This is a genomic window from Corallococcus interemptor (genome assembly GCF_003668875.1).
GTDB lineage: Bacteria > Myxococcota > Myxococcia > Myxococcales > Myxococcaceae > Corallococcus > Corallococcus interemptor.
Window position 1 is genome coordinate 26,217 of record NZ_RAWM01000062.1, and the last position, 22,666, is coordinate 48,882.

The 22,666-nt window shown below is 71.1% G+C and carries 25 protein-coding genes; 13 read left to right on the forward strand and 12 right to left on the reverse strand.

The window, feature by feature from the left end; all coding sequences use genetic code 11:
* Positions 1 to 2: 2 nt before the first annotated feature.
* From D7X96_RS21885 to D7X96_RS21900, 4 genes are all read left to right on the forward strand, one after another.
* Complete coding sequence (locus D7X96_RS21885) at positions 3 to 1,100, forward strand: NAD(P)/FAD-dependent oxidoreductase (RefSeq protein ID WP_121722882.1); 1,098 nt, start codon at positions 3 to 5, stop codon at positions 1,098 to 1,100.
* A gap of 64 nt (positions 1,101 to 1,164) precedes the next feature.
* Entirely contained in the window at positions 1,165 to 1,932 is a 768-nt protein-coding gene (locus tag D7X96_RS21890; protein ID WP_121770621.1) for an ATP-grasp domain-containing protein, read from the forward strand.
* Between the two features lie 47 nt (positions 1,933 to 1,979).
* Complete coding sequence (locus D7X96_RS21895; RefSeq protein WP_121722884.1) at positions 1,980 to 2,507, forward strand: gamma-glutamylcyclotransferase; 528 nt, start codon at positions 1,980 to 1,982, stop codon at positions 2,505 to 2,507.
* 149 nt (positions 2,508 to 2,656) lie between these two features.
* The gene (locus D7X96_RS21900; RefSeq protein ID WP_121770622.1) at positions 2,657 to 4,090 is read left to right on the forward strand and encodes a DNA/RNA non-specific endonuclease; all 1,434 of its coding nucleotides are present in this window, start codon (positions 2,657 to 2,659) and stop codon (positions 4,088 to 4,090) included.
* A 3-nt stretch (positions 4,091 to 4,093) separates the two neighbouring features.
* On the opposite strand, the gene D7X96_RS21905 is transcribed toward D7X96_RS21900, so the two are convergent.
* From D7X96_RS21905 to D7X96_RS21920, 4 genes are all read right to left on the reverse strand, one after another.
* The gene (locus D7X96_RS21905; protein ID WP_121770623.1) at positions 4,094 to 4,777 is read right to left on the reverse strand and encodes a dihydrofolate reductase family protein; all 684 of its coding nucleotides are present in this window, start codon (positions 4,775 to 4,777) and stop codon (positions 4,094 to 4,096) included.
* 12 nt (positions 4,778 to 4,789) lie between these two features.
* Positions 4,790 to 5,005 carry a hypothetical protein gene (locus D7X96_RS21910; protein ID WP_121770624.1) on the reverse strand — a complete coding sequence of 72 codons (216 nt, stop codon included), beginning with the start codon at positions 5,003 to 5,005 and terminating at the stop codon, positions 4,790 to 4,792.
* Positions 5,006 to 5,076: 71 nt separating this feature from the next.
* Positions 5,077 to 5,565, reverse strand: coding sequence for a hypothetical protein (locus D7X96_RS21915; protein WP_121770625.1), 489 nt, complete (start codon positions 5,563 to 5,565; stop codon positions 5,077 to 5,079).
* A gap of 24 nt (positions 5,566 to 5,589) precedes the next feature.
* On the reverse strand, positions 5,590 to 6,309 hold the full coding sequence (locus D7X96_RS21920; protein WP_121770635.1) for an NIPSNAP family protein: 720 nt from the start codon (positions 6,307 to 6,309) through the stop codon (positions 5,590 to 5,592).
* 68 nt (positions 6,310 to 6,377) lie between these two features.
* Here D7X96_RS21920 and pdxR point away from each other — a divergent pair, with 68 nt between their 5' ends.
* Genes pdxR through D7X96_RS21940 form a run of 4 tightly spaced genes read left to right on the forward strand, consistent with a single transcriptional unit; the run spans position 6,378 to position 10,410 of the window.
* Positions 6,378 to 7,862 (forward strand): MocR-like pyridoxine biosynthesis transcription factor PdxR, encoded by a 1,485-nt coding sequence (pdxR, locus tag D7X96_RS21925; protein ID WP_121770626.1) that lies wholly within the window; start codon positions 6,378 to 6,380, stop codon positions 7,860 to 7,862.
* A 43-nt stretch (positions 7,863 to 7,905) separates the two neighbouring features.
* Positions 7,906 to 8,481, forward strand: a complete 576-nt coding sequence (locus tag D7X96_RS21930) for a hypothetical protein (protein WP_120549379.1) — start codon at positions 7,906 to 7,908, stop codon at positions 8,479 to 8,481.
* Positions 8,454 to 9,539, forward strand: coding sequence for an MBL fold metallo-hydrolase (locus tag D7X96_RS21935; RefSeq protein ID WP_121770627.1), 1,086 nt, complete (start codon positions 8,454 to 8,456; stop codon positions 9,537 to 9,539). Before D7X96_RS21930 ends, D7X96_RS21935 begins: the two co-directional genes overlap by 28 nt.
* Entirely contained in the window at positions 9,526 to 10,410 is an 885-nt protein-coding gene (locus D7X96_RS21940; RefSeq protein WP_121723594.1) for a tetratricopeptide repeat protein, read from the forward strand. Before D7X96_RS21935 ends, D7X96_RS21940 begins: the two co-directional genes overlap by 14 nt.
* Here D7X96_RS21940 and D7X96_RS21945 read toward each other — a convergent pair.
* The 3 genes from D7X96_RS21945 to D7X96_RS21955 are packed head-to-tail and all read right to left on the reverse strand — an operon-like array spanning position 10,390 to position 12,462.
* Positions 10,390 to 10,977, reverse strand: coding sequence for a Uma2 family endonuclease (locus D7X96_RS21945; RefSeq protein ID WP_121770629.1), 588 nt, complete (start codon positions 10,975 to 10,977; stop codon positions 10,390 to 10,392). The genes D7X96_RS21940 and D7X96_RS21945 overlap by 21 nt on opposite strands.
* Before the next feature lie 51 nt (positions 10,978 to 11,028).
* Positions 11,029 to 12,069 carry a class I SAM-dependent methyltransferase gene (locus D7X96_RS21950; RefSeq protein ID WP_120549383.1) on the reverse strand — a complete coding sequence of 347 codons (1,041 nt, stop codon included), beginning with the start codon at positions 12,067 to 12,069 and terminating at the stop codon, positions 11,029 to 11,031.
* 57 nt (positions 12,070 to 12,126) lie between these two features.
* Positions 12,127 to 12,462, reverse strand: coding sequence for an MXAN_6627.5 family MYXO-CTERM protein (locus D7X96_RS21955; RefSeq protein ID WP_120549384.1), 336 nt, complete (start codon positions 12,460 to 12,462; stop codon positions 12,127 to 12,129).
* Between the two features lie 125 nt (positions 12,463 to 12,587).
* Between D7X96_RS21955 and D7X96_RS21960 the strand changes: the two genes are divergently transcribed.
* Positions 12,588 to 13,910 (forward strand): response regulator, encoded by a 1,323-nt coding sequence (locus tag D7X96_RS21960; RefSeq protein WP_120549385.1) that lies wholly within the window; start codon positions 12,588 to 12,590, stop codon positions 13,908 to 13,910.
* Between the two features lie 21 nt (positions 13,911 to 13,931).
* Here the strand turns inward: D7X96_RS21960 and D7X96_RS21965 are convergent, their stop codons facing one another.
* Positions 13,932 to 14,573 carry a hypothetical protein gene (locus D7X96_RS21965; RefSeq protein ID WP_120549386.1) on the reverse strand — a complete coding sequence of 214 codons (642 nt, stop codon included), beginning with the start codon at positions 14,571 to 14,573 and terminating at the stop codon, positions 13,932 to 13,934.
* 57 nt (positions 14,574 to 14,630) lie between these two features.
* Between D7X96_RS21965 and D7X96_RS21970 the strand changes: the two genes are divergently transcribed.
* The 4 genes from D7X96_RS21970 (at position 14,631) to D7X96_RS21985 (ending at position 17,025) form a co-directional block, all read left to right on the forward strand.
* The gene (locus D7X96_RS21970) at positions 14,631 to 15,128 is read left to right on the forward strand and encodes a hypothetical protein (protein WP_199746991.1); all 498 of its coding nucleotides are present in this window, start codon (positions 14,631 to 14,633) and stop codon (positions 15,126 to 15,128) included.
* A gap of 65 nt (positions 15,129 to 15,193) precedes the next feature.
* The gene (gene bcp / locus D7X96_RS21975; RefSeq protein WP_244219680.1) at positions 15,194 to 15,748 is read left to right on the forward strand and encodes a thioredoxin-dependent thiol peroxidase; all 555 of its coding nucleotides are present in this window, start codon (positions 15,194 to 15,196) and stop codon (positions 15,746 to 15,748) included.
* Positions 15,749 to 15,986: 238 nt separating this feature from the next.
* Positions 15,987 to 16,508, forward strand: coding sequence for a hypothetical protein (locus D7X96_RS21980; protein ID WP_121723598.1), 522 nt, complete (start codon positions 15,987 to 15,989; stop codon positions 16,506 to 16,508).
* A 136-nt stretch (positions 16,509 to 16,644) separates the two neighbouring features.
* Positions 16,645 to 17,025, forward strand: a complete 381-nt coding sequence (locus D7X96_RS21985) for a hypothetical protein (RefSeq protein WP_147442785.1) — start codon at positions 16,645 to 16,647, stop codon at positions 17,023 to 17,025.
* Here the strand turns inward: D7X96_RS21985 and nagZ are convergent.
* The 4 genes from nagZ to D7X96_RS22005 form a co-directional block, all read right to left on the reverse strand.
* Positions 17,022 to 18,086 (reverse strand): beta-N-acetylhexosaminidase, encoded by a 1,065-nt coding sequence (gene nagZ, locus D7X96_RS21990; RefSeq protein WP_370450136.1) that lies wholly within the window; start codon positions 18,084 to 18,086, stop codon positions 17,022 to 17,024. The two genes, D7X96_RS21985 and nagZ, sit on opposite strands and share 4 nt — an antisense overlap.
* Before the next feature lie 579 nt (positions 18,087 to 18,665).
* Positions 18,666 to 20,765 (reverse strand): BatA domain-containing protein, encoded by a 2,100-nt coding sequence (locus D7X96_RS21995; protein ID WP_121770632.1) that lies wholly within the window; start codon positions 20,763 to 20,765, stop codon positions 18,666 to 18,668.
* Positions 20,762 to 21,643 (reverse strand): DUF58 domain-containing protein, encoded by an 882-nt coding sequence (locus tag D7X96_RS22000; RefSeq protein WP_120549391.1) that lies wholly within the window; start codon positions 21,641 to 21,643, stop codon positions 20,762 to 20,764. The genes D7X96_RS21995 and D7X96_RS22000 overlap by 4 nt, the downstream gene beginning before the upstream one ends.
* Positions 21,644 to 21,656: 13 nt before the next feature.
* Positions 21,657 to 22,666: AAA family ATPase (locus D7X96_RS22005; RefSeq protein WP_208647354.1), on the reverse strand; the 1,010-nt coding region annotated here is incomplete at its 5' end.

The following is a 22,666-nucleotide window of genomic DNA, read 5'->3' on the forward strand; positions in this document are numbered from 1 at the left end:
GCGTGAAGCAGCATGACGTGGTCGTGGTTGGTGGAGGCCCGGCCGGGCTCGCGGTGGCCATCACGGCGGCCAGGCGCGGGCTGGACACGGTGGTGCTGGAGCGCGCGTCCACGCCGGTGGACAAGGCGTGTGGTGAAGGGCTGATGCCCTCCGGCCTCGCGGCGCTGGAACGGCTGGGGGCGCTCGCGCACCTGGACCGGAGCGACAGCTCTCCGTTCGTGGGCATCCGCTACGTGCAGGAGGACGGCAGCACGGCGGAAGGGAAACTCCCCGCGCCCGGTGGGCTCGGTGTCCGCAGGCTTGCGCTGTCCAACGCATTGGCGACCCGTGCGCGCGAGGTGGGCGTGGACCTGCGCGAACACACGCACGTCGTGTCGCACGTCCGCACGCCGGACGGAGTGACGCTGGAGACGCCCGTGGGCCGCGTATCCGCGCGCTTCCTCGTCGCGGCGGATGGCCTGAACTCACCGCTGCGCAAGGCTGAAGGCCTGGACGTGGAGCGGGACGCGCCCCGGCGCTACGGACTGCGGCGCCACTTCCGGCGCGTGCCGTGGACGCCGTACGTGGAGGTGCACTTCGCCTCCGGCGTCGAAGCGTACGTGACACCCGCGGGCGCGGAGCGCGTGGGCATCGCGTTCCTGTGGGAGGACGGCACCGTGGAGGGCCGCGTGGGCTTCGACGCGCTGCTGGAGCGCTTCCCCCGGCTGGCGGAACAGCTCACCGGCGTGGAGCCGGACTCCCATCCACGCGGCGCGGGTCCCCTGGCGCGCGTGGCCCGCACGCGCATCGCGGATCGCTTCGCCCTCGTCGGAGACGCCGCGGGCTACGTGGACGCGGTGACGGGCGAAGGGCTCACGCTGGCCTTCGCCTGCGCGGAGTCCCTGGGCGCGGTGCTCCCGGACGCCCTGGCGAAGGGCGCGGGCCGCGACACGCTGCTGCCCTACGAGCGCACCTTCCAGCAGGTGTTCCGCAAGTACGCCTGGACGACGCAGGGCCTGCTGATGCTCGCGCGCCGCCCGCGCCTGCGAAGGCCCGTGGTGCGCCTGCTGGGCCGCGCCCCGTGGCTCTTCGAGCGCATCCTCGCCGCCGTGGTGACATAAGCCGCCTGTCAGCCCCCTGCGCGCTCCCACGTCCGCGCGGCGGCCATCGTCCACGGAGCCGCGCATGCACTGGGTCGTCCAGAACAACCTCTTCAACGAGCAGGGCTTCCACACGTTGCTGGAGGTCCTGGCGCACGGCTCCATCCCGCACACCCTGGTCAAGGTCATCCCGTTCGGAGGCGGCATCGAGCCCGCCGTGCGGCCAGCGGACCCCGTCGTCGTGATGGGCTCCCTGTCGCTGACCCGCTACGCGCACGAGCAGGGCTGGACCCCTGGCGCCTTCATCAACGACCAGTTCGACTTCCGCGTCTGGCGCCAGCACCTGGGCCCGCACCTGCTGAACGCCGACGCCACCGTGCACCGGTTCGCGGACGTGCCGGAGCAGCCGGGGCCCTTCTTCATCCGCCCCTGCCTGGACGACAAGGCCTTCTCCGGCATGCTCACGTCCTGGGACGCGTTCGCCCACTGGCGCGAGCAGGTCCTGAAGCTCGACACGTACGCCACGGTCACCGCCGACACTCCGGTGGCCGTCAGTGTGCCCAAGCACATCCAGCGCGAGTACCGCATGGTCGTCGTGGACGGCCAGGTCATCACCGGCTCGCTCTACAAGCTGGGCGACCGCGTCGTGGCCTCGTCCCAGGTGGAGCCGGAGGTCCACGCCTTCGCGCAGCGCATGGCGGAGACCTGGGGCCCGGACCGCGCCTACGCGCTGGACGTCTTCATGCACGACGGCGGCCTGTTCATCGGTGAGTTCAACAACCTGAACTCGGCCGGCTTCTATGCCTACGACGTCGGCAAGATGGTGGCCGCCGTGGAGGCCATGCGGTTCTGAGAACGCCGGCTCTTGTTCCAGTGCCGTGTGCCGGGGACACTCGGCCCATGGCATCTGGCCCCGCGGCGTCACGTCCCTGGTTCGCGTTCTCCCTCGACCTGGCCCCGGCCGCGGCGAGCCGGCACCTGCACGGCCTGCCCCCCGTGCCCGACTTCCCGGAGGGCGAGCTCGCCGAGGCCCTGGACGTGGACGTCGTCTACGACGTGCACGTGCCCAACTGGGGCGGCCGGGTCGCACGGCTGGTGGAAGCTCCGGGACACCGGCTGTCCGGGCGCCTGCGCCCCGTGGCCACCGAAGCCTGGCCCGTCCTCGCCCGCCTGGAGACCGCGCTCGCCCTGGCCACCGAGGAGCGCCCGGTGAAGGTGCGCACCGCCTCCGGCACCGTGGTGGAGGCCCACGCCTTCACCCCCGCCGCGCGCAACACCTCCACGCAGGGGCCCGTCAGCGAGGCCTTCCTGATCACCCTCGCCGTCGCCGCCGAGCGCGCCCGCCTGCCTGCCGCCGTCGTCGAAAAACTCCAGGCGGAAGCCCGCATCGTCCACGCCGTCCAGCACGCCAGGTCCGGCATTAAGTGACAGCCGGGTCCCTCCGGACCGAAAAACGCCCTGACCCCTGAGAAAAAGGGCGGTGTGACGCAACCGGGCGCCGGGTCACGCCGACGATGAGGGACAGGGGCCATCTCCCCGTGCATCACCCCCCCGCCGGCCCCGAGGACGTCCACCGCATGTCGCCGCGAATCCCGACGCGAGTCTCCACCCCGCGCCCCACGCTCGCGAATGCCGCTGTCCCCACCTCCGCGCCCGCGAACACCGCGGTGCCCGCCGGAGCGGACGCCCCCGCCGCCAACGTCGTGGCGCCCACGGGGGGAAGCTGGAAGCGCTCCGCCACCAAGGAGGTGGCCATCTCCGACCTCCAGCAGAAGTTCGGCTGGACGGATGAGAGCTGGCAGGGGCGCCTGCTCCAGGCGGCGGACGAGGGCGCGGACGGAAGCCGCTCCGCGAACGGCCAGGTGTCCGCGGCGGAGCTGGAGTCCTACCTCTCCGCGCCCACCGACGCGCAGTTCCTCACCTCCACGGCGCTCCAGCAGCAGCGCGCGGCGCTCGACGCGAAGCTCCAGGGCGGCGCGCAGTCCGCGTCCGTGGACAGCTTCGACAGCCCCTGGCAGCAGTCCGTGGCGAAGCGCGCGGACCTCCTGGGCGGCAACGGCGACGGGCAGCTCTCCGCGGACGAGCTGACGGCCTACATCAACGCGTCCAAGGCGAACCAGGCCAAGGGCACGGGCACCGCCGCGAACACGCAGTGGGTGCCGGATCAGCAGATGGCCGTCTTCCAGAGCCGCGTGGCGGAAGTGGCCGGCGAAGTGGATCCGCTCCAGGGCGTGGGCGGAAGCGGCGCGACGCCCGGGTTGAACCTGGTGAAGGAGTACTCGCGCACGCTGATGGACACGGACAAGAACGTGCCCACGTTCGTGAGCTACCTCCTGTCCGCGGCGGACGTGAAGGAGACGCCCGCGGACGTCAGCCGGCTGGACAGCACCTTCGTGCGCGACCCCGAGCTGAAGGGCGGCGTGGTGGACGCCGACTACAACAACACCGGTTTCGACCGGGGGCACATGAAGCCGGCCGAGGACTCGCCCACGCAGGCGGCGATGAACGAAAGCCACCTCATGAGCAACATCGCGCCCCAGCACGGCAACCACAACCAGCAGGTGTGGCGCACGCTGGAGCGCGGCGTGTCGGAGATGGTGAAGGAGACTGGCGGCAAGGCCTACATCGTCACGGGCAACCTGTACCTGGACGACAAGGGCAAGCCGCTGCCGCCCGAGTCCCTCCAGACGACGGGCTCCAAGGACGACCGGCGCATCGCGGTCCCCACGCACAACTTCAAGACGGTGCTGCTGGAGCTGCCCAACGGCAACCTGTCCATGTTCGCGTACATGGTGCCGAACAAGGCGGAGGGCCCGTCCAAGAAGGACGACATCCTCCCGCTGCTCCAGGAGTCGCGCGTGCCGGTGGACCAGATTGAAGGCCTGCTGGGCCAGGACCTCTACGCGCAGCTGCCCAAGGGCGTGCAGGAGAAGCTGGAGAAGGACACCTCCGCCGCGGGCGTCTTCCAGCAGCAGAGCCTCTACGAGTCCGCCACGCTGCTGCGCAACTGAGGCTCAGCGCCGCACGCGGTAGCGGAGCCACACGATGCCGGAGTCGCGGCGCTCCACGTGCGTGAGCTCCAGTGCGGCGCCCGCGCCGGTGGATCCCTGGGGCCGGTCGAAGAGGGTGGGCGTGCCGGGCAGGCCGTCGGCGGTGGGATGGATGAGCAGGCTCACCTCGTTGATGAGGCCCGCGCCGAGGAACGACCCGTTGATGCCGCCGCCACCCTCCAGCAGCACGGTCTTGATGCCGAAGGTGTCCCCGAGCTTCTCCAGCACGCGGGCGAAGTCGATGTCCTGCTTGCCGCCGAAGAGATAGGAGACGCCGCGCTCGCGCAGGTGGGCGAGGTGCGCGTCGGGAACGGACTCGGTGAGCACGACGACGAGGTGGTCGTCATCGATGGCGTCCGACTCCCAGTTCAGCTTGCCGTGGGCATCCAGGGCGATGGCGTAGGACTCCGCGTCCTTGCGAGCGACGAAGTCCGTGCGGGGCAGGGGAGCCGCCGGCGCGGGCTTGGACACGGGTCCTTCCGCGGCGAAGTCCTCCATGGTGATGCGGCCGCACATCCAGGCGTCCGCGTCGAAGGTGTCGGCGGTGCGCTCGTACTCACCACGCATCGACGCCGCGTCAGGCCAGTGCTTGACGACGATGCGCCCGTCGATGGACGAGATCATGTGGCAGATGACGTGGGGCCGCATCGAAGGCTCCGGTTACTGCGTCGCGCCGGGATCGTCGGAGGCCTCGGCGGTGGAGGACTCTTCGGCCTCCGGCGTCTTGAGGGGCTCGGACTCCGTCTTGCCCACCCGGATGGACACGGGCTGCGTACCGGACGTGCTGCCCAGCCGGGTCCCCGGAGGGGACGCGATGCCCAGATACGAGCAGCCGACGAGGCTGAACAGCGGAGCGACGAAGAGCAGACGGCGCATGGAGCGAACCCCCGGGACCGGACGAATTCGCGCGCATTCAACCAGAATTCCAGGACCGGGAGTGGAAGTCTTCAGACAGTGTCCGGCACACGGGTGAAATCCATCACCCAGTTGGTCTCCCAGGTCTCACCGTCCAGGGAGAAGGCCTGTTCCCACCGGGCCCTGTCGTGGCCCTGGCGCGTCCAATGGAACACGACCTGGACCGGGCGGCCGCCTTCGGTGTCCTCGCCATAGAAGCGGCCGTGGTCGCCGGTGAAGCCTCCGTGCACGGGCGGCTGGAGCACCGCGTGGCGGCTGTCGATCCAGTGGATGGACCAGCGGCGCTCCTTCGCGTCGAACAGGCGCAGCGCCATGCCGGAGAAGCCCCGTTCGAAGACGGTCTCCTCCACGTTGGACAGGCCGCCCAGGTGGGGCTGGCAGCGCATCCTGGACGTGAACACGTCCCAGTCGTCACTGCCCGTCAGCCGTTGCTTGAGCTTCCGGTTCACGCACGTCCATTCGCCCATGAGGAAGTCGAAGTCGTGCACGTCGCCCGTGGGCAGGGGAGGAAGAGGCTTCATGGGTGAGTCCTTTCGGAAAGGCGGTCAGCGCAGCTCGGAGCGCGCGGTGGGGGACAACGTCAGGTGTTCGAGCGGAGCGCTCAGCCACGGCTGGAGCGGCTCCACCCAGCCCTTCGTCGCGGCCCGGCGTCGAAGGTGTTCGCGGTGGTGTCCGGCATCCGGGAACACGGTGAGCCACATGAAGACGTGCACGCCCGTGCGCACGGGCAGGGCGGGGAAGGTGTTCTCCGCGGGCTCGGTCTGGAACAGGGCCTTGGGCGGGGCGCCCAGCTCCGTGAGCACCGGACGCACGTGGTGTTCGAAGCTGGCCGTGAGGGCCTTGTCGGCCGGGGTCTTCAGGTAGCAGAGCGTCACCTCCACCCGGGAGCTGGGACGCGTGTCCGCACCGGGCGGTGGCCGGGGCGTGGCGGGATGCGCGAGGCGGGTAATGGGCCGCAGCAGCAGGACGTTGTCGGAGTCCACCATGGTCGCGTTCGCCGCGTTCCGGTGCTCCTTCCACACCGGGCCGCCGTAGAACGCGCTCAAGGCTTCACGCCGTGAGTCCATGTCGCGGAAGCCTCGCATCCACACGAACCGGTCCGGACGGTCCTCGTCGCGGAACTGACCGGCGATGTGCATGCCGGTGGCTTCCTGCGACTCGATGAAGGCCCGGTCGAAGAGCGAGATGAGGACGTCCCGCTGACCGGGATGCAGCGTGTACTGGCGCAGCTCGAAGACCGAGCAGCAGGGGGGCTGGGGCGGCATGAGGCCCATCCTTGCCAGGGAACTGGTAGGGTCATGAAGACCACTTCGACCAGAGTCGGACCTACCAGTTGAAGACCTCCACCGGCGTCGCGTCCTCGCTCCTTCTGCGGCTCGACGCGCGAAGCCCCACGCCGCTCCACGAACAGCTCTTCGAGGGCATCCGCGCGCGCATCCTCGCCGGAGCGCTGGCGCCCGGGCTGCGGCTTCCGTCCTCCCGGCAGCTCGCCACCGAGCTGGACGTGGCCCGGAGCACCGTCCTCCAGGCGCTGGATGCGCTCACGGCGGAGGGCTACCTCGTGGCCCGCGCGGGCTCCTGCACCCGCGTCGCGCCGGAGCTGCCCGGCCTGCTCGAAGACCGGAGCCGGAGTCTGATGAACCGTTCGTCGCGAGGGCCGCGGCTCGCTGCCTCCACTCGGATGCCGAAGGCCGCGCCAGTCGGTGCACCGCGTCTGGGCGCCGCGCCTCGTGCCTTCAGGCCCGGTGTGCCCGCGCTGGACCTGTTCCCCACCGCGCTCTGGGCCCGCACGGTGTCCCGCGTCCATGCTCGCGCGAGCACGGGCCTGCTCGACGGCGGGGACCCTTCGGGCCATGCGCCACTGCGCGAAGCCATCTCCACCCATGTGTCCGTGTCGCGAGGCGTGCGCTGCTCCCCGGAGCAGGTCTTCATCACGACGGGCACCCAGCAGGCTTTCGATGAAGTCCTCCGGCTCGCGCTGAACCCGGGTGACTCCGTCTGGGTGGAGGACCCCGGCTATCCCGGCGTCCGTCGCGCCGTGCTCTCCGCTGGAGGACGTCCGGTGCCCATCCCCGTGGATGGGGACGGGCTCGACGTGGCGGCGGGCCTTGCGCGTGCGCCTCGGGCGCGGGTGGCGCTGGTGGCTCCTTCGCACCAGTACCCGCTGGGCGTCACGCTGAGCCTGGCGCGGCGGATGGCGCTGCTCCAGTGGGCCGGGCGCACCCGCTCGCTGATCATCGAGGACGACTACGACAGCGAGTTCCGGCACCGGGGCCGCCCGCTCACCGCGCTCCAGGGACTGGATGACGCGGGCTGCGTCGTCTACGTGGGCACGTTCAGCAAGTCGATGTTCCCCGGCCTGCGCCTGGGCTTCCTCGTCGTGCCGCCCTCGCTCGTGGACCTCTTCTCCGCCGCGCGCGCCGCCGGATCCGCGCCGGCCTCCATGATGGAACAGGCCGCGCTCGCCGTGTTCCTCGCGGAGGGGCACTTCGCCCGTCACCTGCGCCGCATGCGCGCGGCCTACCGCGAGCGCGGTGAAGCCCTGGTGGATGCGCTGGTCTCTGAATGTTCGGGCGTCCTGGCGCCACGTCCGTGTGACACGGGCATGCAGTTGTGCGCGTCCCTCGCCGCGCCGCTGTCCGACCTGCGCGTCCGCGACGAGGCCGCGCGCCTGGGCGTGGAGGTCGCGGCCCTGTCCGATTACTTCCTGGGCAGGCGCAGGGACGCAGGCCTCGTGTTCGGCTTCGGTGGCGTGCGTCCGGACGCGCTCCGGGAAGGCACCCGCACCCTGGCCCGGGCCCTGGAGGCCGCCTGGTAGCACCGGCATCCCTTCCCGGGCGCGAGCCGTCTACGATGGCGCCATGACCTGGCGCTCCCTCCTCCTGTCGCTGGTGCTGCTGTCCGCATGCGGGCCGCGGCGCAGCGACCCCGCGCGAGTGACGGAGGACCGCATGCGCCCCGCGCCCGTGGGCGCCTTCGCCTCGGGCACGCCTCCGGCCGCCACGGAGGACTGCACGGTGCGCACGGCGAAGACGTGCTTCGACCAGGCGCTCACCCTGCTGGCCACGAACGCGCGAGGCCCGGAGCGGCTGCGCGCGCTGTCCCTGATGGGCAAGGCGTGCGACGGACAGGTGAAGGACGCCTGCTCGTGGCTGGCCCAGCACGTGAGGGAACCCCGGCGCGTGCGCGGCGGTCCGCCGGACGACCCCGTGTTCCAGGAGGCCTTCGAGCACTGGCGCGAGGGCCGCAAGCACCACGTGCGCGTGACGTGCCGGCTGGTGCAGGGCGGCGTGCCCCAGCAGTGCGAGGTGCGCGAGGCGACGTTACCTCCGGACCTGTTGGCGCAGGCGCTCGGCAGCATCCAGGCTTCGCGCTACACGCTGCCCACCCTCGACGGAGAGCCCTTCGAATGCGACTGGACCATCGTCATCAAGTGAGGCGGCTGTGGCCCGTGCTGGCCCTGGCGCTGTTCACCGGCTGCTTCGCCGGCACCGTGCACCGAGGCCCGGTGACGGACCACTTCGACGGCGAGTCGTTCCAGAACATCGGCGACGCGCCGAAGCTCTCTCCGCTCACGTTGATCGCCGCCGTGATGGAGGAGAAGCGCGGCCCGTGGCGTGACTCCGCGGACGAGCCCGCGGGCCCCAAGCCGCCGGAGCGCGTGGGCCCGGGCGAGCTGCGCGTGACGTTCATCGGCCACGCCACGGTGCTGCTCCAGGCGGACGGCGTGAACGTGTTGACGGACCCCATCTATTCGGAGCGGGCGAGCCCCGTGTCCTTCGTGGGCCCCAGGCGCGTGCGGCCCCCGGGCATCCGCTTCGAGGACCTGCCGCCCATCGACGTCGTGGTGGTGAGCCACAACCACTACGACCACATGGACCTGCCCACGCTGCGGCGACTGGAGGCCGCGCACCACCCGCTCTTCCTCGTGGGCCTGGGCAACCGCGAGCTGTTGCTGGACGAGGGCTTCCAGCGCGTGGAGGAGCTGGACTGGTGGCAGGCCGCGAAGGGCGGACCACAGGGGTTGAAGGTGTGGGCGGTGCCCGCGCAGCACCGGTCCAACCGGGGGCTGACGGACCAGGAGGAGACGCTGTGGGCGGGCTACGTGCTGGAGACGTCCGGAGGCCCGGTGCTCTTCGCGGGTGACACGGGGCTGGGACCACACTTCGACCGCATCGCCGAGCGCTTCGGGCCCATGCGCCTGTCGGTGCTGCCCATTGGCGCGTTCCGTCCGCGCGTCCTGCACCCGGTGCACATGGGGCCGGAGGACGCGCTGAAGGCGCACCGCGTGCTGAATTCGAACACGTCCGTGGCGATGCACTACGGCACCTTCCCCATGGCGTGGGACGGCCAGGACGAAGCGAAGTACCTGCTGCTGCGGCTGCTCTTGAAGGAGGAGATGCGGCCGCGCTTCTGGGCGCTGGGCTTCGGCGAGGGCCGGGACGTGCCGCCGTTGGCGCCGGGGACGGATGGGCGGGCCGATGCCGGACGTTGAGGAGGCGAAGGCGAAGATGGACCGGGCGCGCGCGTGCATCCGCTCGGGGGAGCTGGAGGAGGCGATTCCGCTCTGTGACGAGGTGTACCGGCGCTTCACGCTGTCGAAGGTGCCGGAGCTCCAGCTCCAGGTGGCGCGGGCGCTGGGGCACCGGGGCGCGGCGATTGGAGAGAAGGGGATGCTCCAGGAGGCGCTGGTCCACTTCGATGAAGTGGAGCGCCGCTTCTGGAGTCCGCGCAGGCCCGAGCTGTGGGAGGGCGTCGCGTGGGCGATGTTGTACCGCGCGCGCGTCCTCCTGGAGCTGGACCGGGAACAGATGGCCAGCAACTGGCTGGAGCGGATGCTGAGCCGCTTCAAGGCGTCCGCGCAGCAGCGGCCCGACCTGCGCATCCCGGTGGAGATGGCGCGGACGTCGGTGATCGCCGCGCACAACCAGGGGCAGCGCTTCGAGGAGGCGCTGAGCCAGTCCGAGGCGCTGCTGAAGGAATACGACGGAAGCCCCGAGCCCTTCCTGGTGGAGCAGACCGCGGCGGTGATGCTGGGGCGGGCCATCGCGCTCCAGGGGTTGGGGCACGTGGACGAAGCGCTGGAGGCATTCGACGAAGTGGACGTGCGCCACTGCGAGGACCCGGACCCGAGGATCCGCGCCCTGGTGTCCACCGCCCTCATGGGGCGAGCGCTCGTGTTGCTCCAGGAGGAGTTCCTGCCGGAGGCGCTGGGAGCGCTGGACGCCATCCTCGAACACGCGGGTCCGAACCCGGGACTGCGTCTGATGGAGCCCGTGAACTTCGCGAAGTTCCACCGCGAGGTCGTCGAGCGAGAACTCCAACTGGAGCGCGAGCGGGCCGCGTCAGCCCGGAGGCGGAAGTGACTTCCAGAGCCAGCCCAGCCGCAGGTCCCGCTCCTCGAAGGGCGGGGCGCGGATGAGGTCATCCTCCTCGGCGTAGACGCCGACCTCCACCCAGAGCCCGTCCCGCAGCTCGCTGACGGTGAGCGTGCGCGCGTCCAGGTCCACGAACCACAGGTGCTTGATGCCGATGCGCGCATAGAACGGCCGCTTGATGCGCGTGTCGTACGCCCGCGTGGACGGCGACAGGATCTCGCAGGCCCAGTCCGGGACATCCGTCCACTGCCCATTGGGCATCAGGGGTACCCGTTCGCGCCGCCAACCCGCGAGGTCCGGGATGAACTCCGGAGAGCCACCCACCCGGATGCCGGGTTCGGACATGATCCACCAGCCGCCCGGTCCGTCCTCACCTAATTGAAAAGGCTCATCAAGCTCCCGGAGGAGCCTGAACTCGAAATAGCCATGCGCGGCACGCGGCCGTGCCTGCGTATACAGCGTCCCATCGATGATCTCGCCCACCACGCCCTCGGGCAGGGCCTCGATGTCAGCGAAGGTCGCCGGACCTTCGAGGGGTTTCGCGCCATAGGCCATGCCCGAAGTGTGGGGTTAGCAGCACCGTCTGACAAGCAGGCCTCCGGACCGTCAGTCCGGCTGCGCGATGATCAACGTCTGCAGGGGCAGATGCCGGATGGGCCGCGTGCTCTGCACCTTGAAACCCGCGTCATCCAGGAAGCCCTCGACCTCCGCGGGCGTGTACGACGCCGCTCCGGAGGTCAGGAAGTAGTGCAGCCCGATGAGCGGCGCGGACGTGCCTGCCGTTTCCCGCTCCTCGCGCAGGTACTCCAGCACCGCCAGCGTGCCCCGCGACACCATGGCGCCGCGCACGCGCCTCAGGAGCGCCACGTTCTGCGCGGGCGTCAGGTGGTGCATCACCTGGAACAGCAGCACGCCGTCATACGGCCCGCCCAGCTCCGCGTGCAGCACGTCCCCTTCCTTGTGCGTCACCCGGTGCGACAGCCCCGCCTGGGCGATGATGTCCCGCCCCACGCGCACGCTGCCCTCCAGGTCCACCACCGTGGCCTTCAAGCCCCGGTGCATCCGGCACAGCTCCGCCGCGTACCAGCCGTGCGCGCCCCCCAGGTCCAGCAGGTGACGCGCCCCGCGGGGCAGGGGAATGTTCGCCGCCACCTCCGGCGAGGCCAGCCGCGCCAGCTGGTACATGGCCTGGATGTAGTCGCGCCAGCGCGGGTCGTCCGGAGCGAACTGGTGGATGTCCACCGACTGCCCGCTCTTCACCGCGTTCTCCAGCTGCCCCCACCAGTCCCACTGCGCGTAGTTGAACTCCAGGAACGCCGTGATGGACTGCGGCGAACGCGGGTCCAGCCACCGCCGCGCCCGGGGTGCCAGCCGGAAGCGGCCCCGGTGCAGCTCCACCACCTCGCAGGCGATGAGCGCTTCCAGGAGCGCCCGCATGCCCTCGGTGCTCGTCTTGAGCCGCGCCGCCAGCGCCTCCGCCGTCGCCGCGCCGTCCGCCAGCGCCGCGTAGACGCCCAGCCGGGCCCCGGCCATCAGCGTGCGCGACGCCATCATCCCGAAGAACGCATGCGCCAAGGGCTGCGGCGCCAGGTTGAGGAAGTCCGCCACCCGCTCCAGGAGGTTGTCCGCCTTCAGGCCCAGCCGCATCGCGCGTCGCTCCGTGGAGAGGGGGAGTGGGGAGTGTGGGTCTGATGGCCCCGCCGGCTACCGGCGGCGCCGCGAGCCTGCCACGGCGGCCACGCCCAGCACCATCAGCGCCGCCTGTGGCCCCAGCAGACAGCCCTGCGTCTCCGCCTGGCGGATGCCGGTGTACTTGCACTTGCCCGAGTTGCAGCTGAAGCGCGGCGCGCAGTCGCTGGTGCTGCGGCAGTCCGTGGGCACGCGCCCGGTCTGGTCGTCCCCTTCCGGGGAGTTGGGATCGTCCGGCTGGCCCGCGTCCGGCGGCGGGCCCTCCTGCGCCAGGACCGTCAGGGGGGAGAACAGGAGGAGCCCGGCCAGGAGTCCTGCCGGGGGGATGATGCGGGAGAAGAGGGAGGACATGAGGCGGGCGCCACCCTAACGCCCCAGCGGGGCGCTTGCATCCACCGTCTGAAGCGGGCGGCCTTCCGGGGTTCCCTGGAAACGCTGGCCGCCCAGGGGCCTGAATCTGCTACGGTCCCCCCGCGATGGCGCCTCGAATCCTCGTCGTGGACGACAACCAGGAGCTCCTCTCCCTCCTCACGCAGCTGTTCGAGGACGCCGGGTATGAGGTCGTGGGCGCCAGCCGTGGCAAGCAGGCCATCGAGGCGGCCCGCGCCCAGCCGCCCGGCTGTGCCGTTTTGGACATCCTGCTGCCGGACATGATGGGCTACCACCTGGCGGACACGCTGCGGAAGGACAACCCCCAGCTGCCGCTGCTCTTCATCACCGGCGTCTTCAAGGGCGGCAAGCACGCCACCGAGGCGCGCCAGAAGTACCAGGCCGCCGGCTACTTCGAGAAACCCTTCGAGGCCCAGAAGCTGCTGGAAGCGGTGGCCAAGGTGCTGCCCGCGGAGAAGAAGGTCCCCGCCGCCTCCATGCAGGACGCCTTCGAGGTGGAGCTGGACATCGACGTGGAGGAGGAGGGCCCGCAGGACGTCATGGAGCTGACCGGCCGCATCAAGGTCACCGGCGGCGGCAACCTCACGGCCGAAATCCGCGGCGCCAACCTCACCGCCACGCCCATGCAGAAGGTGTCCACCACCCAGGTGCGGCCCCCCACGCCGGGCCGCCCGCCGGATCCGCTGCCCGTGGGCGCGGGCGCTCCGGGCAGCCGCCGGGGTGAGCTGAGGGACAACCTCCCGTCGCTGCTCACCGCCTTCTACCTGTCCCGCGAGACGGGCGAATTGGGCGTGCAGCGCGGCAAGGTGAAGAAGGTCGTCTACTTCGAGAACGGCACCCCGGTGTTCGCGCTCTCCAACCTGCTGGCGGACCGCTTCGGGCAGTTCCTGGTGCGCGTGGGGAAGATCAAACCCGAGCAGCTCCAGGACGCGTCCGCCGTCGCCGCGCAGAGCCACCGGCGCACCGGCGACGTGCTGGTGGAGCGCGGCCTGCTCAAGGACACGGAGCGGCTGTACTACGTGGGCCAGCAGGTGAAGGCCATCATCTACTCGGTCTTCTCCTGGGAGGAGGGCACGTACGTGATGAGCTTCAAGGAGAAGGCCTCCGCGGAGTCCATCAAGCTGGACGTGCACCCGGCGAACCTCATCGTCCGGGGCATCAAGAAGCTCTACAAGCCGGAGCGCCTGCGCCGCCTGCTCCAGCCCGAGGACCGGCTCATCCCCGCCGTCGCCCCCGCCTATGGCCTCAACGAGGTGGAGCTGGAGCGCTGGGAGGCGGAGCTGCTGCCCAAGATTGACGGCAACCGCGTGGTGGCGGAGTTGCTCGCGTTCGCCAACCGCCCGGAGCACGTCGTCTACGGCTTCCTGGTGTCCATGATGGCGCTGGGCATCCTGGACAAGCGCTCGTAGCACGAGCGCCGCGGCGTCACTTCAGACGAGCCGCGAGCCAATCCAGAACAGGCCCAGCGCGCCGGAGCCCAGCGCCACGCCGCGCTGGATCCACAGGCTGATGCGCGCGTTGGCGCGGGACAGCCCCTCGGCGAAGAGCAGGCCCACCGCGCCCATGCCGATGAGGATGCCCAGCGCGAAGCCGGGCAGGTACGTCCACGCGGACAGGCTCATGCTTCCGCCCACCAGGAGCGGCGGCAGCGCGATGAGCAGCGACCGCACACCGCTCACGGCCATGAAGGCGCCGGCGGCGGTGCTCACGGTGTGCACGTGCTCGTGCGGCTCGCGGTCGTGGCCGGGCAGGTGCGGGTGGCCGTGGTCCAGGCTGTGCGGGAAGAGCAGGGCGGTGACGGCCAGCGCCACCAGCACCGCGCCGCCGAACACCTCCGCCCACCGCTCGAAGGTCTCCGACAGGCCCACGCCCGCGAAGAGGCACACCGCCGCGATGCCGCCCAGCATGGCCGCGTGACCCAGCGCGAAGCGCAGCGCCGTCATGAGGGCGACACGGCGCCTGCCGCCGCCCAGGGTGCCGAGCGTGGCCATGGCGGCGCAGTGGTCCGGCCCCAACGCATGGAGCATGCCTTGGGTCAGACCGAGCAGGAAGGCGAGCAGGATGGGAGCCACGACGGCGCACCCTAGCCGTGGTTTAACCCTGTGGCCAGCAGGAGGACGTCCTACACCATGCGCATTGCCCATCGCCGACACTCCGCCGCGCTCTTGCTCGCGGGACTGCTCGCCCTGTCGGGCTGCTCCAATGACCCCGGTCCGGAGCAGCTGAAGAAGGCCGAGGACCGCTACCAGGAGCTGATCAACCAGAAGCTCTCCGCCCAGGACCCGGCGTGGACGGAGGTCTCCGCCCAGTTCGAGGCCGTCCCCAAGGACTCCAAGGCCCGCCCGGAGGCCGAGAAGCGCCTGGCCGCGCTGAAGGCCGCGCGCGAGGAGATTCCGCCCCGGCCCCTGGCCCGGCCCGGCGCGACGGGGAAGGGCGCCAGCGACGTGGAGGCCAAGCGCGCCGCGTGTGAAGCGCTCGCGAAGAAGATGGGCGAGTCCCGCTCGGAGCCCACGCGCAAGCTGCTGCGCGGCGCGCTGGATGAGTGCCAGGCGGAGCTCGTGAAGCTGGAGGCCAACAGTCACCCGCCGGGCGAAGAGGTCCATCCGCCGGGCGAGGCCGCGCACTGACGTCCCCGCGGCGCGCGTGGAGTTGAGAAGCCCTCGGGGTCTGGGTATGGAGCCGACGCATGCCCATGCCCCAAGCAGGTGACAAGGCCCCCGGCTTCTCGCTCCCCGACCAGAGCGGCGCCACCGTCTCCCTCTCGCAGTTCAAGGGGCGGCACGTCGTCCTCTACTTCTACCCGAAGGACGCGACCCCCGGCTGCACCACGGAGGCGTGCGACTTCCGCGACGAGCACTCCGCGCTGGTGAAGGCTGGCGCGGTGGTGCTGGGCGTGTCGCCGGACAGCGTCGCGTCCCACCAGAAGTTCGCCACGAAACAGGGGCTGCCGTTCTCCCTCCTGGCGGACCCGGACCACGCGCTGGCGGACGCGTACGGCGTGTGGGGGGAGAAGTCGCTCTATGGCCGCAAGTTCATGGGGCTCATCCGCGCGACCTTCCTCATTGGCCCGGACGGCAAGGTCGTCCGCGTGTGGCCCAAGGTGAAGGTGGCCGGCCACGTCGCGGAGGTGCTGTCCACGCTCCAGGGCGGCCCCGCGGCCGAGCCGAAGCCGGCGGCTGTCAAGAAACCGGCGGCGAAGAAGGCCCCGGCGGCGAAGAGCGCGGCCCGGAAGGGGACTCGCGCCTGACGGGGAGCGTGGGTGGCGGGCGCCGGTGCACTCCTGGCAGGACAGGGAGGCCGGGACCGTGTATGCCTGCGCCCGTGGCTGGCCTCTCTCTCCCCGAGCGGGGCTGGCCGTTCACCATGAAGCCCTGCCGGCCTCCGGGCCGGACATCGGGCGGCCGGCAGGGCCAGCCCCCGGGTGGATGCCCGGTGGTTGGCGAGGACGGCATGACCATTCCTCAGGAATGGCGGAGACGATGAACATGCGCGAGCGAGGCATTCAGCGGTGGATGGCGACGGCGGCGCTGACGGCGGGCGTGCTGCTGGGCACGGCCTGTGGTGGGCTGCCGGAGACGGGTGGCAGGCAGCCGGATGAGCCGCGAGGCAATGCCTTCGCGCAGCGTGGGACGCAGCCGGAGGCCGTCTACAACGTGGCCGAGCAGCAGGGGCATGAGAACCCCGCTGACGCGCACCACGGCGACGCGGCCGCGAAGCTGCCCGCCCACGTGCTGACGGTGGACCGGGGCTACAACTCCACCATCGGGAAGATCGGCTCCAGCATCGACCCGCGCACGCCGGCCACGGCGGGCAAGTCCAACAACTCCAAGTGGGACGACTCGGGCGGCATGATGGCGCACCGCTATGGCGTGCTGGGCGGGGCGATGTACTCGCCCGCGGCGGACGGCCTGGGCGGCTGGAACGTCTCCACGGCGAACGAGGGCACGCGCGGCTTCGACGCGCCCTACGCCTACGTCAGCCCGCCCATCTACCTGCAGAACCGGTAGTTGGACGGCGGTACAGGGACGCTCGCCGGCCAGCGTGCCAGCGGGCGTCCGTGCTCCAGCCCCGCCACTCCCGGTGGGGCGTTGGGGTGGCCACTCCTTCTGTCGAGGCCATGACGGCTTCTGGAGGGAGCAGGCCATGCACTCAAAGAGACTTCATCACTGGACGCTGGTGGCGGTGTGCGCCGCGACGGCCGCGTTGGTCGGCCCCGGCTGCAACCGCGACAAGCCCACGATGCCGCGCACGGGAGGCGCCTACGAAGGCGTCGCCAACACGCAGCAGCCCGCGCCGCCGGGAACGGGTGGCTCCGGAGCGGCCACGCCCACGGACGCGAAGGGCTTGCCGCTGAAGCCGGAGGCGGAGGCTCGCGGAGCCCACCAGGGCCAGCAGAACCAGATTGGCGCGCCGGGCTTCACCACGCCGCAGGAGCCAGTGCCCGGAGACCGGGGCGGCGCGGACCGCTTCCAGGGCCCCATGGGGCAGGGCTCCCAGCTGGGCTCCAGGCACGCCGTCGATTAGCGCGACGCGAGCATGACCTCCGTGGGGTCCTTGTCGGTGAAGGCACTGGCGAGGCCCTCGGCCAGCGAGCGGTGCTCCGCGTCGCCCAGCGTGGCGAGCCGGTCCTCGGCGGGGTGCGCGAAGCGGGCGGCGAGCGCGTCCAGGCGCCGGTGCGCTTCGGTGATGCGCTCGCGCGGGACGCGGCCGGACTCCACCGCCTTCACCAGCGCTTCGATGGCGGCGCGCTGCACGTCCGCCTTGTGGCACACGAGGAAGAGGTCCACGCCCGCGAGCGTGCCCTGCACCGCGGCCTCCGCCACGGAGTAGTGGTCCGCGATGGCCTTCATCTCCAGGTCGTCGGAGACGACCACGCCGTCGAAGCCCAGCTCCTTGCGCAAGAGGTCGTGCAGCGCGCGGTGACTCATGGTGGCCGGGACGCCCTGCTCCAGCGCGTCGAAGAGCACGTGCGCGGTCATCAGTGACGCGAGGCCCGCCTTCGCGAAGGCCTGGAACGGCACCAGCTCCACGCGGCGCAGGCGCTCCAGGTCGTGCGGCAGCTTCGGCAGGGTGAGGTGGCTGTCCGTCGTCGTGTCGCCGTGGCCGGGGAAGTGCTTTCCGCACGACGCCACGCCACCGGCCTCCAGGCCCTTCGCGAGCGCCACGCCCAGACGGCCCACCTCCACCGGGTCACGGCTGAAGCTGCGGTCGCCAATCACGGGGTTGGCCGGGTTGGTGTCCACGTCGAGCACGGGCGCGAAGTCCCAGTCGAAGCCCACGGCGCGCAGCTCGTGCGCGAGCAGCCGGCCCACGCGCTCCGCCAGGGCTTCGTCGCCGCGCTGTCCCAGCTCGCGCATGGGAGGCAGGGACGTGAAGGGCTCACCGCGAAGGCGCGCCACGCGGCCGCCTTCCTGGTCCACGGACAGGATGAAAGGGCGGCCCGCGCGCGTCTTGATGTCACGGCACAGCGCCGCGGTCTCCGCCGCGGTGCCCACGTTGCGCTTGAAGAGGATGGCGCCGTAGATGCCGTCGTCCATCAGCGACGCGAGGTCGGCGTCGATGCGGGTGCCAGGAAAGCCCACCATGAAGAGGCGGGCGCAGTCGCGATAGAGGGCGGAAGCAGGGCTCACGGCCGCGCAGTGTGGCAGAGCCCGCCGCCCATGGGGCACTGCGAGCGCATCCCGAGCGTCGGCTGCCTGTCAGGGCGCGAAGCGGGCCGGCTCCCGGTCTTCCAGGCAGAGCCCCCGCCCGCGGCACACCACCCGAATCTGTCCGACAGCCGGACCGGTTGGTGGAGGCCGATGGCCGGGTGGGCAGCCCGGTCCAGCCGAGCTGCGGAAACCTGTCCGACACTCGGACAGGTTTTGAAGGACCGACGCCGGTCCGACTGGGCTGCGGAAACCTGTCGGACAGTCGGACAGGTCTTGATGGACCGAAGCCGGGATGGACGGCCGGTCCAGCTGGGCTGCGGAAACCTGTCGGACAGTCGGCCCGGTTAGGAGGACCGTGGCTGAGACCGCGCTCGTCACGGCCGGGCGTCGGAAACCTGTCGGGCAGTTGGACAGGTTGAGAGGCCGCGGCGGGGATGGGGCTCCAGCCGAGCCGAGCTGTGGAAACCTGTCCGACAGTCGGACAGGTTTTGGAAAAGCGCGCCCGGGGCGGGGCTACTTCCGGAGCAGGGTGCCTTCGAAGAAGAACGCCAGGCATGCGGCCAGGATGAGCCACGTCCACAGTGGCACCGAGGGCTTGTCCGCGTCTCCCGTGGAGGCCTTCACCGTGTCCTCACCGAAGTAGGCCGTCAGCGTGTCCTGCGGCACGCGCGTCAGGTCGCTCTCCGCAGGGTCCAGCGTGGCCGCGAAGTCCAGCGCGGCCACGGGCTTCCCGTCCGCGCCCAGCACGGAATGCACGCCCGGCTCCACCGTGGGGCCCGCCACGAACGAACCGTCCGGCTGTGCCTTCACCGGCAACTCGCTGCCGTCCGGCGCGCGCACTCCCGCCACCTTCTGCGTGCCCTCCGGGCGCAGCGTCACGGACTCGCCCACTCGCACGCGCACCTCCTCGCGCTCCTCCAGCGAGCCCGTGAGGTACGCGGCGAAGCGCTGCATCAGCGGCAGGAAGCTGGTGCGGATGGCGAAGTCGCTCCAGTCGCGGTCCACCGTGCTGGTGAACAGCGCCACGCGCCCCTTGCCCCGGCGCGCCACCGCCACCGCGGGCGCTCCGTCCTCGTACGTGGCCAGCACCTGGCTGGTGCCCGGCGCGGACGGGCTGTCCGCCTCCAGCAGCATGTACTTGTAGAAGCGCGCCCCGATGAGCCCCTCCTCCGCGCGGCCCGTGAACGGCGCGAACAGCGGATGGTCCACCTTCACCTGCGCCAGCTTCGCCGTCTTCGTCTCCGCGTCCGGGTCCTCGCGCTCGGCGCTCGTGCGCACCAGGCGCAGCGGACGCGGCAGGAGCGTGCCCAGCCGTGAGTTGTACGCCTCCGGGTTCACGTGGTCGCCCACGCTCACGAAGAGGCCTCCGCCGTTCTCCACGAAGGTCGCCAGCTTGCGCGCCTCGTCCTCCGACGGCGCCGCCGTGTTGAGCAGCAGCACCAGGTCGTACGCGCTGAAGTCCTCGCGCAGCCCCACCTCCGCGTCGCGCACCGCCACGTCCACCGGCGAGCCCGGCGACGTGAGCGCCGCGTCCACGAAGAACGCCTCGTCCCGGTAGCGCGTCGCATGCGGCGAGCCGTTCACCACCAGCGCCTTCAACCCGCGCGGCACCGGCAGCACGAACGACCGCCGGTCATCCTCCGCCAGCGCGTCCGGCGCGAGCGTCACCTGGCCCACCACCGTGCCGCCCTGCGGGAAGCGCACCGTCAGCGTCTTCTGCGTCGTGCCGCCCGCGGGCACGTCCACGAAGCCCTTGGCCAGCGTGGACTCGCCCACGCGCACCGCGGCCTCCAGGTCCTTCGCCGGCTTCGTGCCGAAGTTCCGCACCGTGAACGTGAACTGGTACGCGCGCGGCCCCGCCTGCAGCGCGGGCTCCACCCGCATGTCCACCAGCGCGTGGTTGTCCAGCGACTCGCGCCCGGACGCCACGTCGCGCAGCACGACCTCCGGCTTCACCATGGCGCCCGTGGGCCCCTTCACCGTGGGCGGCGGCGCTTCCAGCCGGAAGCCAGAGACCGTCATGTCGGAGACCACCACCAGGCGCTTGCCCGGCATCGGGTTCTCCTCCAGTGACCGCGCGGCCATGTCCAGGCAGCGCGACAGGTCCGCCGTGCCGTAGGTGGGCTTCGCCTCGTCCACCAGCGCGCGCAACCGCGCCCGGTCGAAGCCCGGCGGCGGAGGCTCTTCCGGCGAGCCCGTGCACACCATCACCGTGGCGGGCTCCTCCGGCAGCAGGTCCTTGAGCGCGTCGCGGGCCTCGTCGCGGCCCTTCTCGAAGTTGGACGTGCCGTCCGACCAGCGCATGGACAGCGACGCATCCAGGATGACCGCCGTGGCCGCCGGCCCGCGCGTCACCGTGGCCGCCTGCGCGTCGCGGGTGAACTCCGGCCGCGCCAGCGCGATGGGAATGGCCAGCAGGATGAGCGTGCGCAGCGTGTAGAGCAGCAGCCGCTTCAGCTTGAGCCGGCTCGCCGTGCGCTTCTGGCTGCGCAGCACGAACGCGAGCGGCCCGAAGGGATGCGCCCTCGGCCGGCGCCGGTCGAACAGGTGCACCAGCACGGGGATGAGCGCACCCAGCGCGCCCAGGAGGAACCACGGATTGCCGAACGTCACCGGCGCCTCCCTCGGCGGCCCAGGAAGCGCAGCAGCACCTCATCCAGCCGCTCGTCGGTGCGCACCAACTCGTAGTCCACGTCGGCCTCCGCGCACTTCGCCTTCACGTCCGCGAGGAACGCGCCGAACTCCTCCAGGTAGCTCTGCTTGATTTCGCGCGGGTTCACCTCGATGCGGCCCTCGCCCTCCATGTCCAGGAAGAGCGTGGGGTCGTCAAAGGGGAACGTCAGCTCCGCCGGGTCCACCAGGTGGAACACCGCCACGTCGTTCTTGCGCTGCCGCAGCGCGAGGATGCGCTTGAGCGCCTCCTGCCGTTCATCCAGCAGGTCCGACAGCACGATGACCGTGGAGCGCCGGGGCAGGACTTCGGCCAGATGATCCGCCGCGCTGCCCAGGTCCGTGGGGCCCTTGGGCTGCGTGTGCTCCAGCGCGTCCAGCAGCACGTTGAGGTGACCGGCGGAGGCGCGGGGCGGCACGTCCTTGAACGCGCCGCCCACCATGACGGCCAGGCCCGCCGCGTCCTGCTGGCGCACGAGCAGGTAGCTGAGCGCGCCCGCGAGCGTCTTGGCCACGTCCAGCTTGGACAGGGGGCCGCTCTGGTAGCCCATGGACGCGGACGCATCCACGACCATCACCGAGCGCAGGTTCGTCTCGTGCTCGAAGCGCTTGACGTAGTACTTGTCGAACTTGCCGTAGGCCTTCCAGTCCAGGTGGCGCAGCTCGTCGCCGGGGGCGTACTCCTTGTGCTCGGCGAACTCCACGCTCTGGCCCTGATGGGGGCTCTTGTGGAGGCCGGACAGCACGCCCTCCATCACGGCGCGGGCGCGCAGCTTCACGCCCTGGAGGCGGGACAGCGTCTGGGCGTCGAGCAGCGACATGGGATGGAGGTCCCTAGCCCTTCACCACCGTGAGGAGCTGGTCGATGAGCTTCACGGACGTGATGCCTTCGCTCTCCGCGGTGAAGTTGGGCAGCACGCGGTGGCGCAGCACGGGCCGCGCCAGCGCGCGCACGTCCTCCACCGTGGCCACGAAGCGGCCGTTGAGGATGGCGCGCGCCTTGGCCGCGAGCACCAGGTACTGGCTCGCGCGAGGCCCCGCGCCCCAGCCCACGTTCTTCGCCACGAAGTCCAGCGCGCCGGGCTCCTTGGGACGCGTGTGGCGCACCAGCTCCACGGCGAAGCGCACCACGTGGTCCGGCACCGGCACGCGGCGCACCAGCTCCTGCAGGGCGAGGATGCGCTCGGGGGACAAAATCTTCTCCAGCTTCGGCGGCGCGCCGGCGGTGGTGCTCTTGACGATCTGCACCTCTTCTTCCGCCGTGGGGTAGCCCACGTCCACCAGGAACATGAAGCGGTCCAACTGCGCTTCCGGGAGGGGATAGGTGCCCTCCTGTTCAATGGGGTTCTGCGTCGCGAAGACGAGGAAGGGCAGCTCCAGCGGGTACGTGCGGCCACCGGCGGTGACGCGGTACTCCTGCATGGCCTGCAGCAGCGCGGCCTGCGTCTTGGGCGGCGTGCGGTTCACCTCGTCCGCGAGGATGATGTTCGCGAACAGGGGGCCCTGCATGAAGCGGAAGGAGCGGCGGCCCGTCGTCTTGTCCTCTTCCAGGATGTCCGTGCCGGTGATGTCCGACGGCATCAGGTCCGGCGTGAACTGGATGCGGTTGAAGGACAGGTTGAGCACGTCCGCCAGCGTGGAGATGAGCAGCGTCTTCGCCAGGCCCGGCACGCCCACGAAGAGGCAGTGGCCGCGGCTGAAGAGCGAGATGAGCAGGTGCTCCACCACGTCCCGCTGGCCGACGACGCGCTTTTCAATCTGCTCGACGATGGCGTTGCGGGCCTGGGCAAGCTCCTCGACGGCGCGCAGGTCCTCGGGGGTGGCGTCGGACGGGGGGAGAGGGG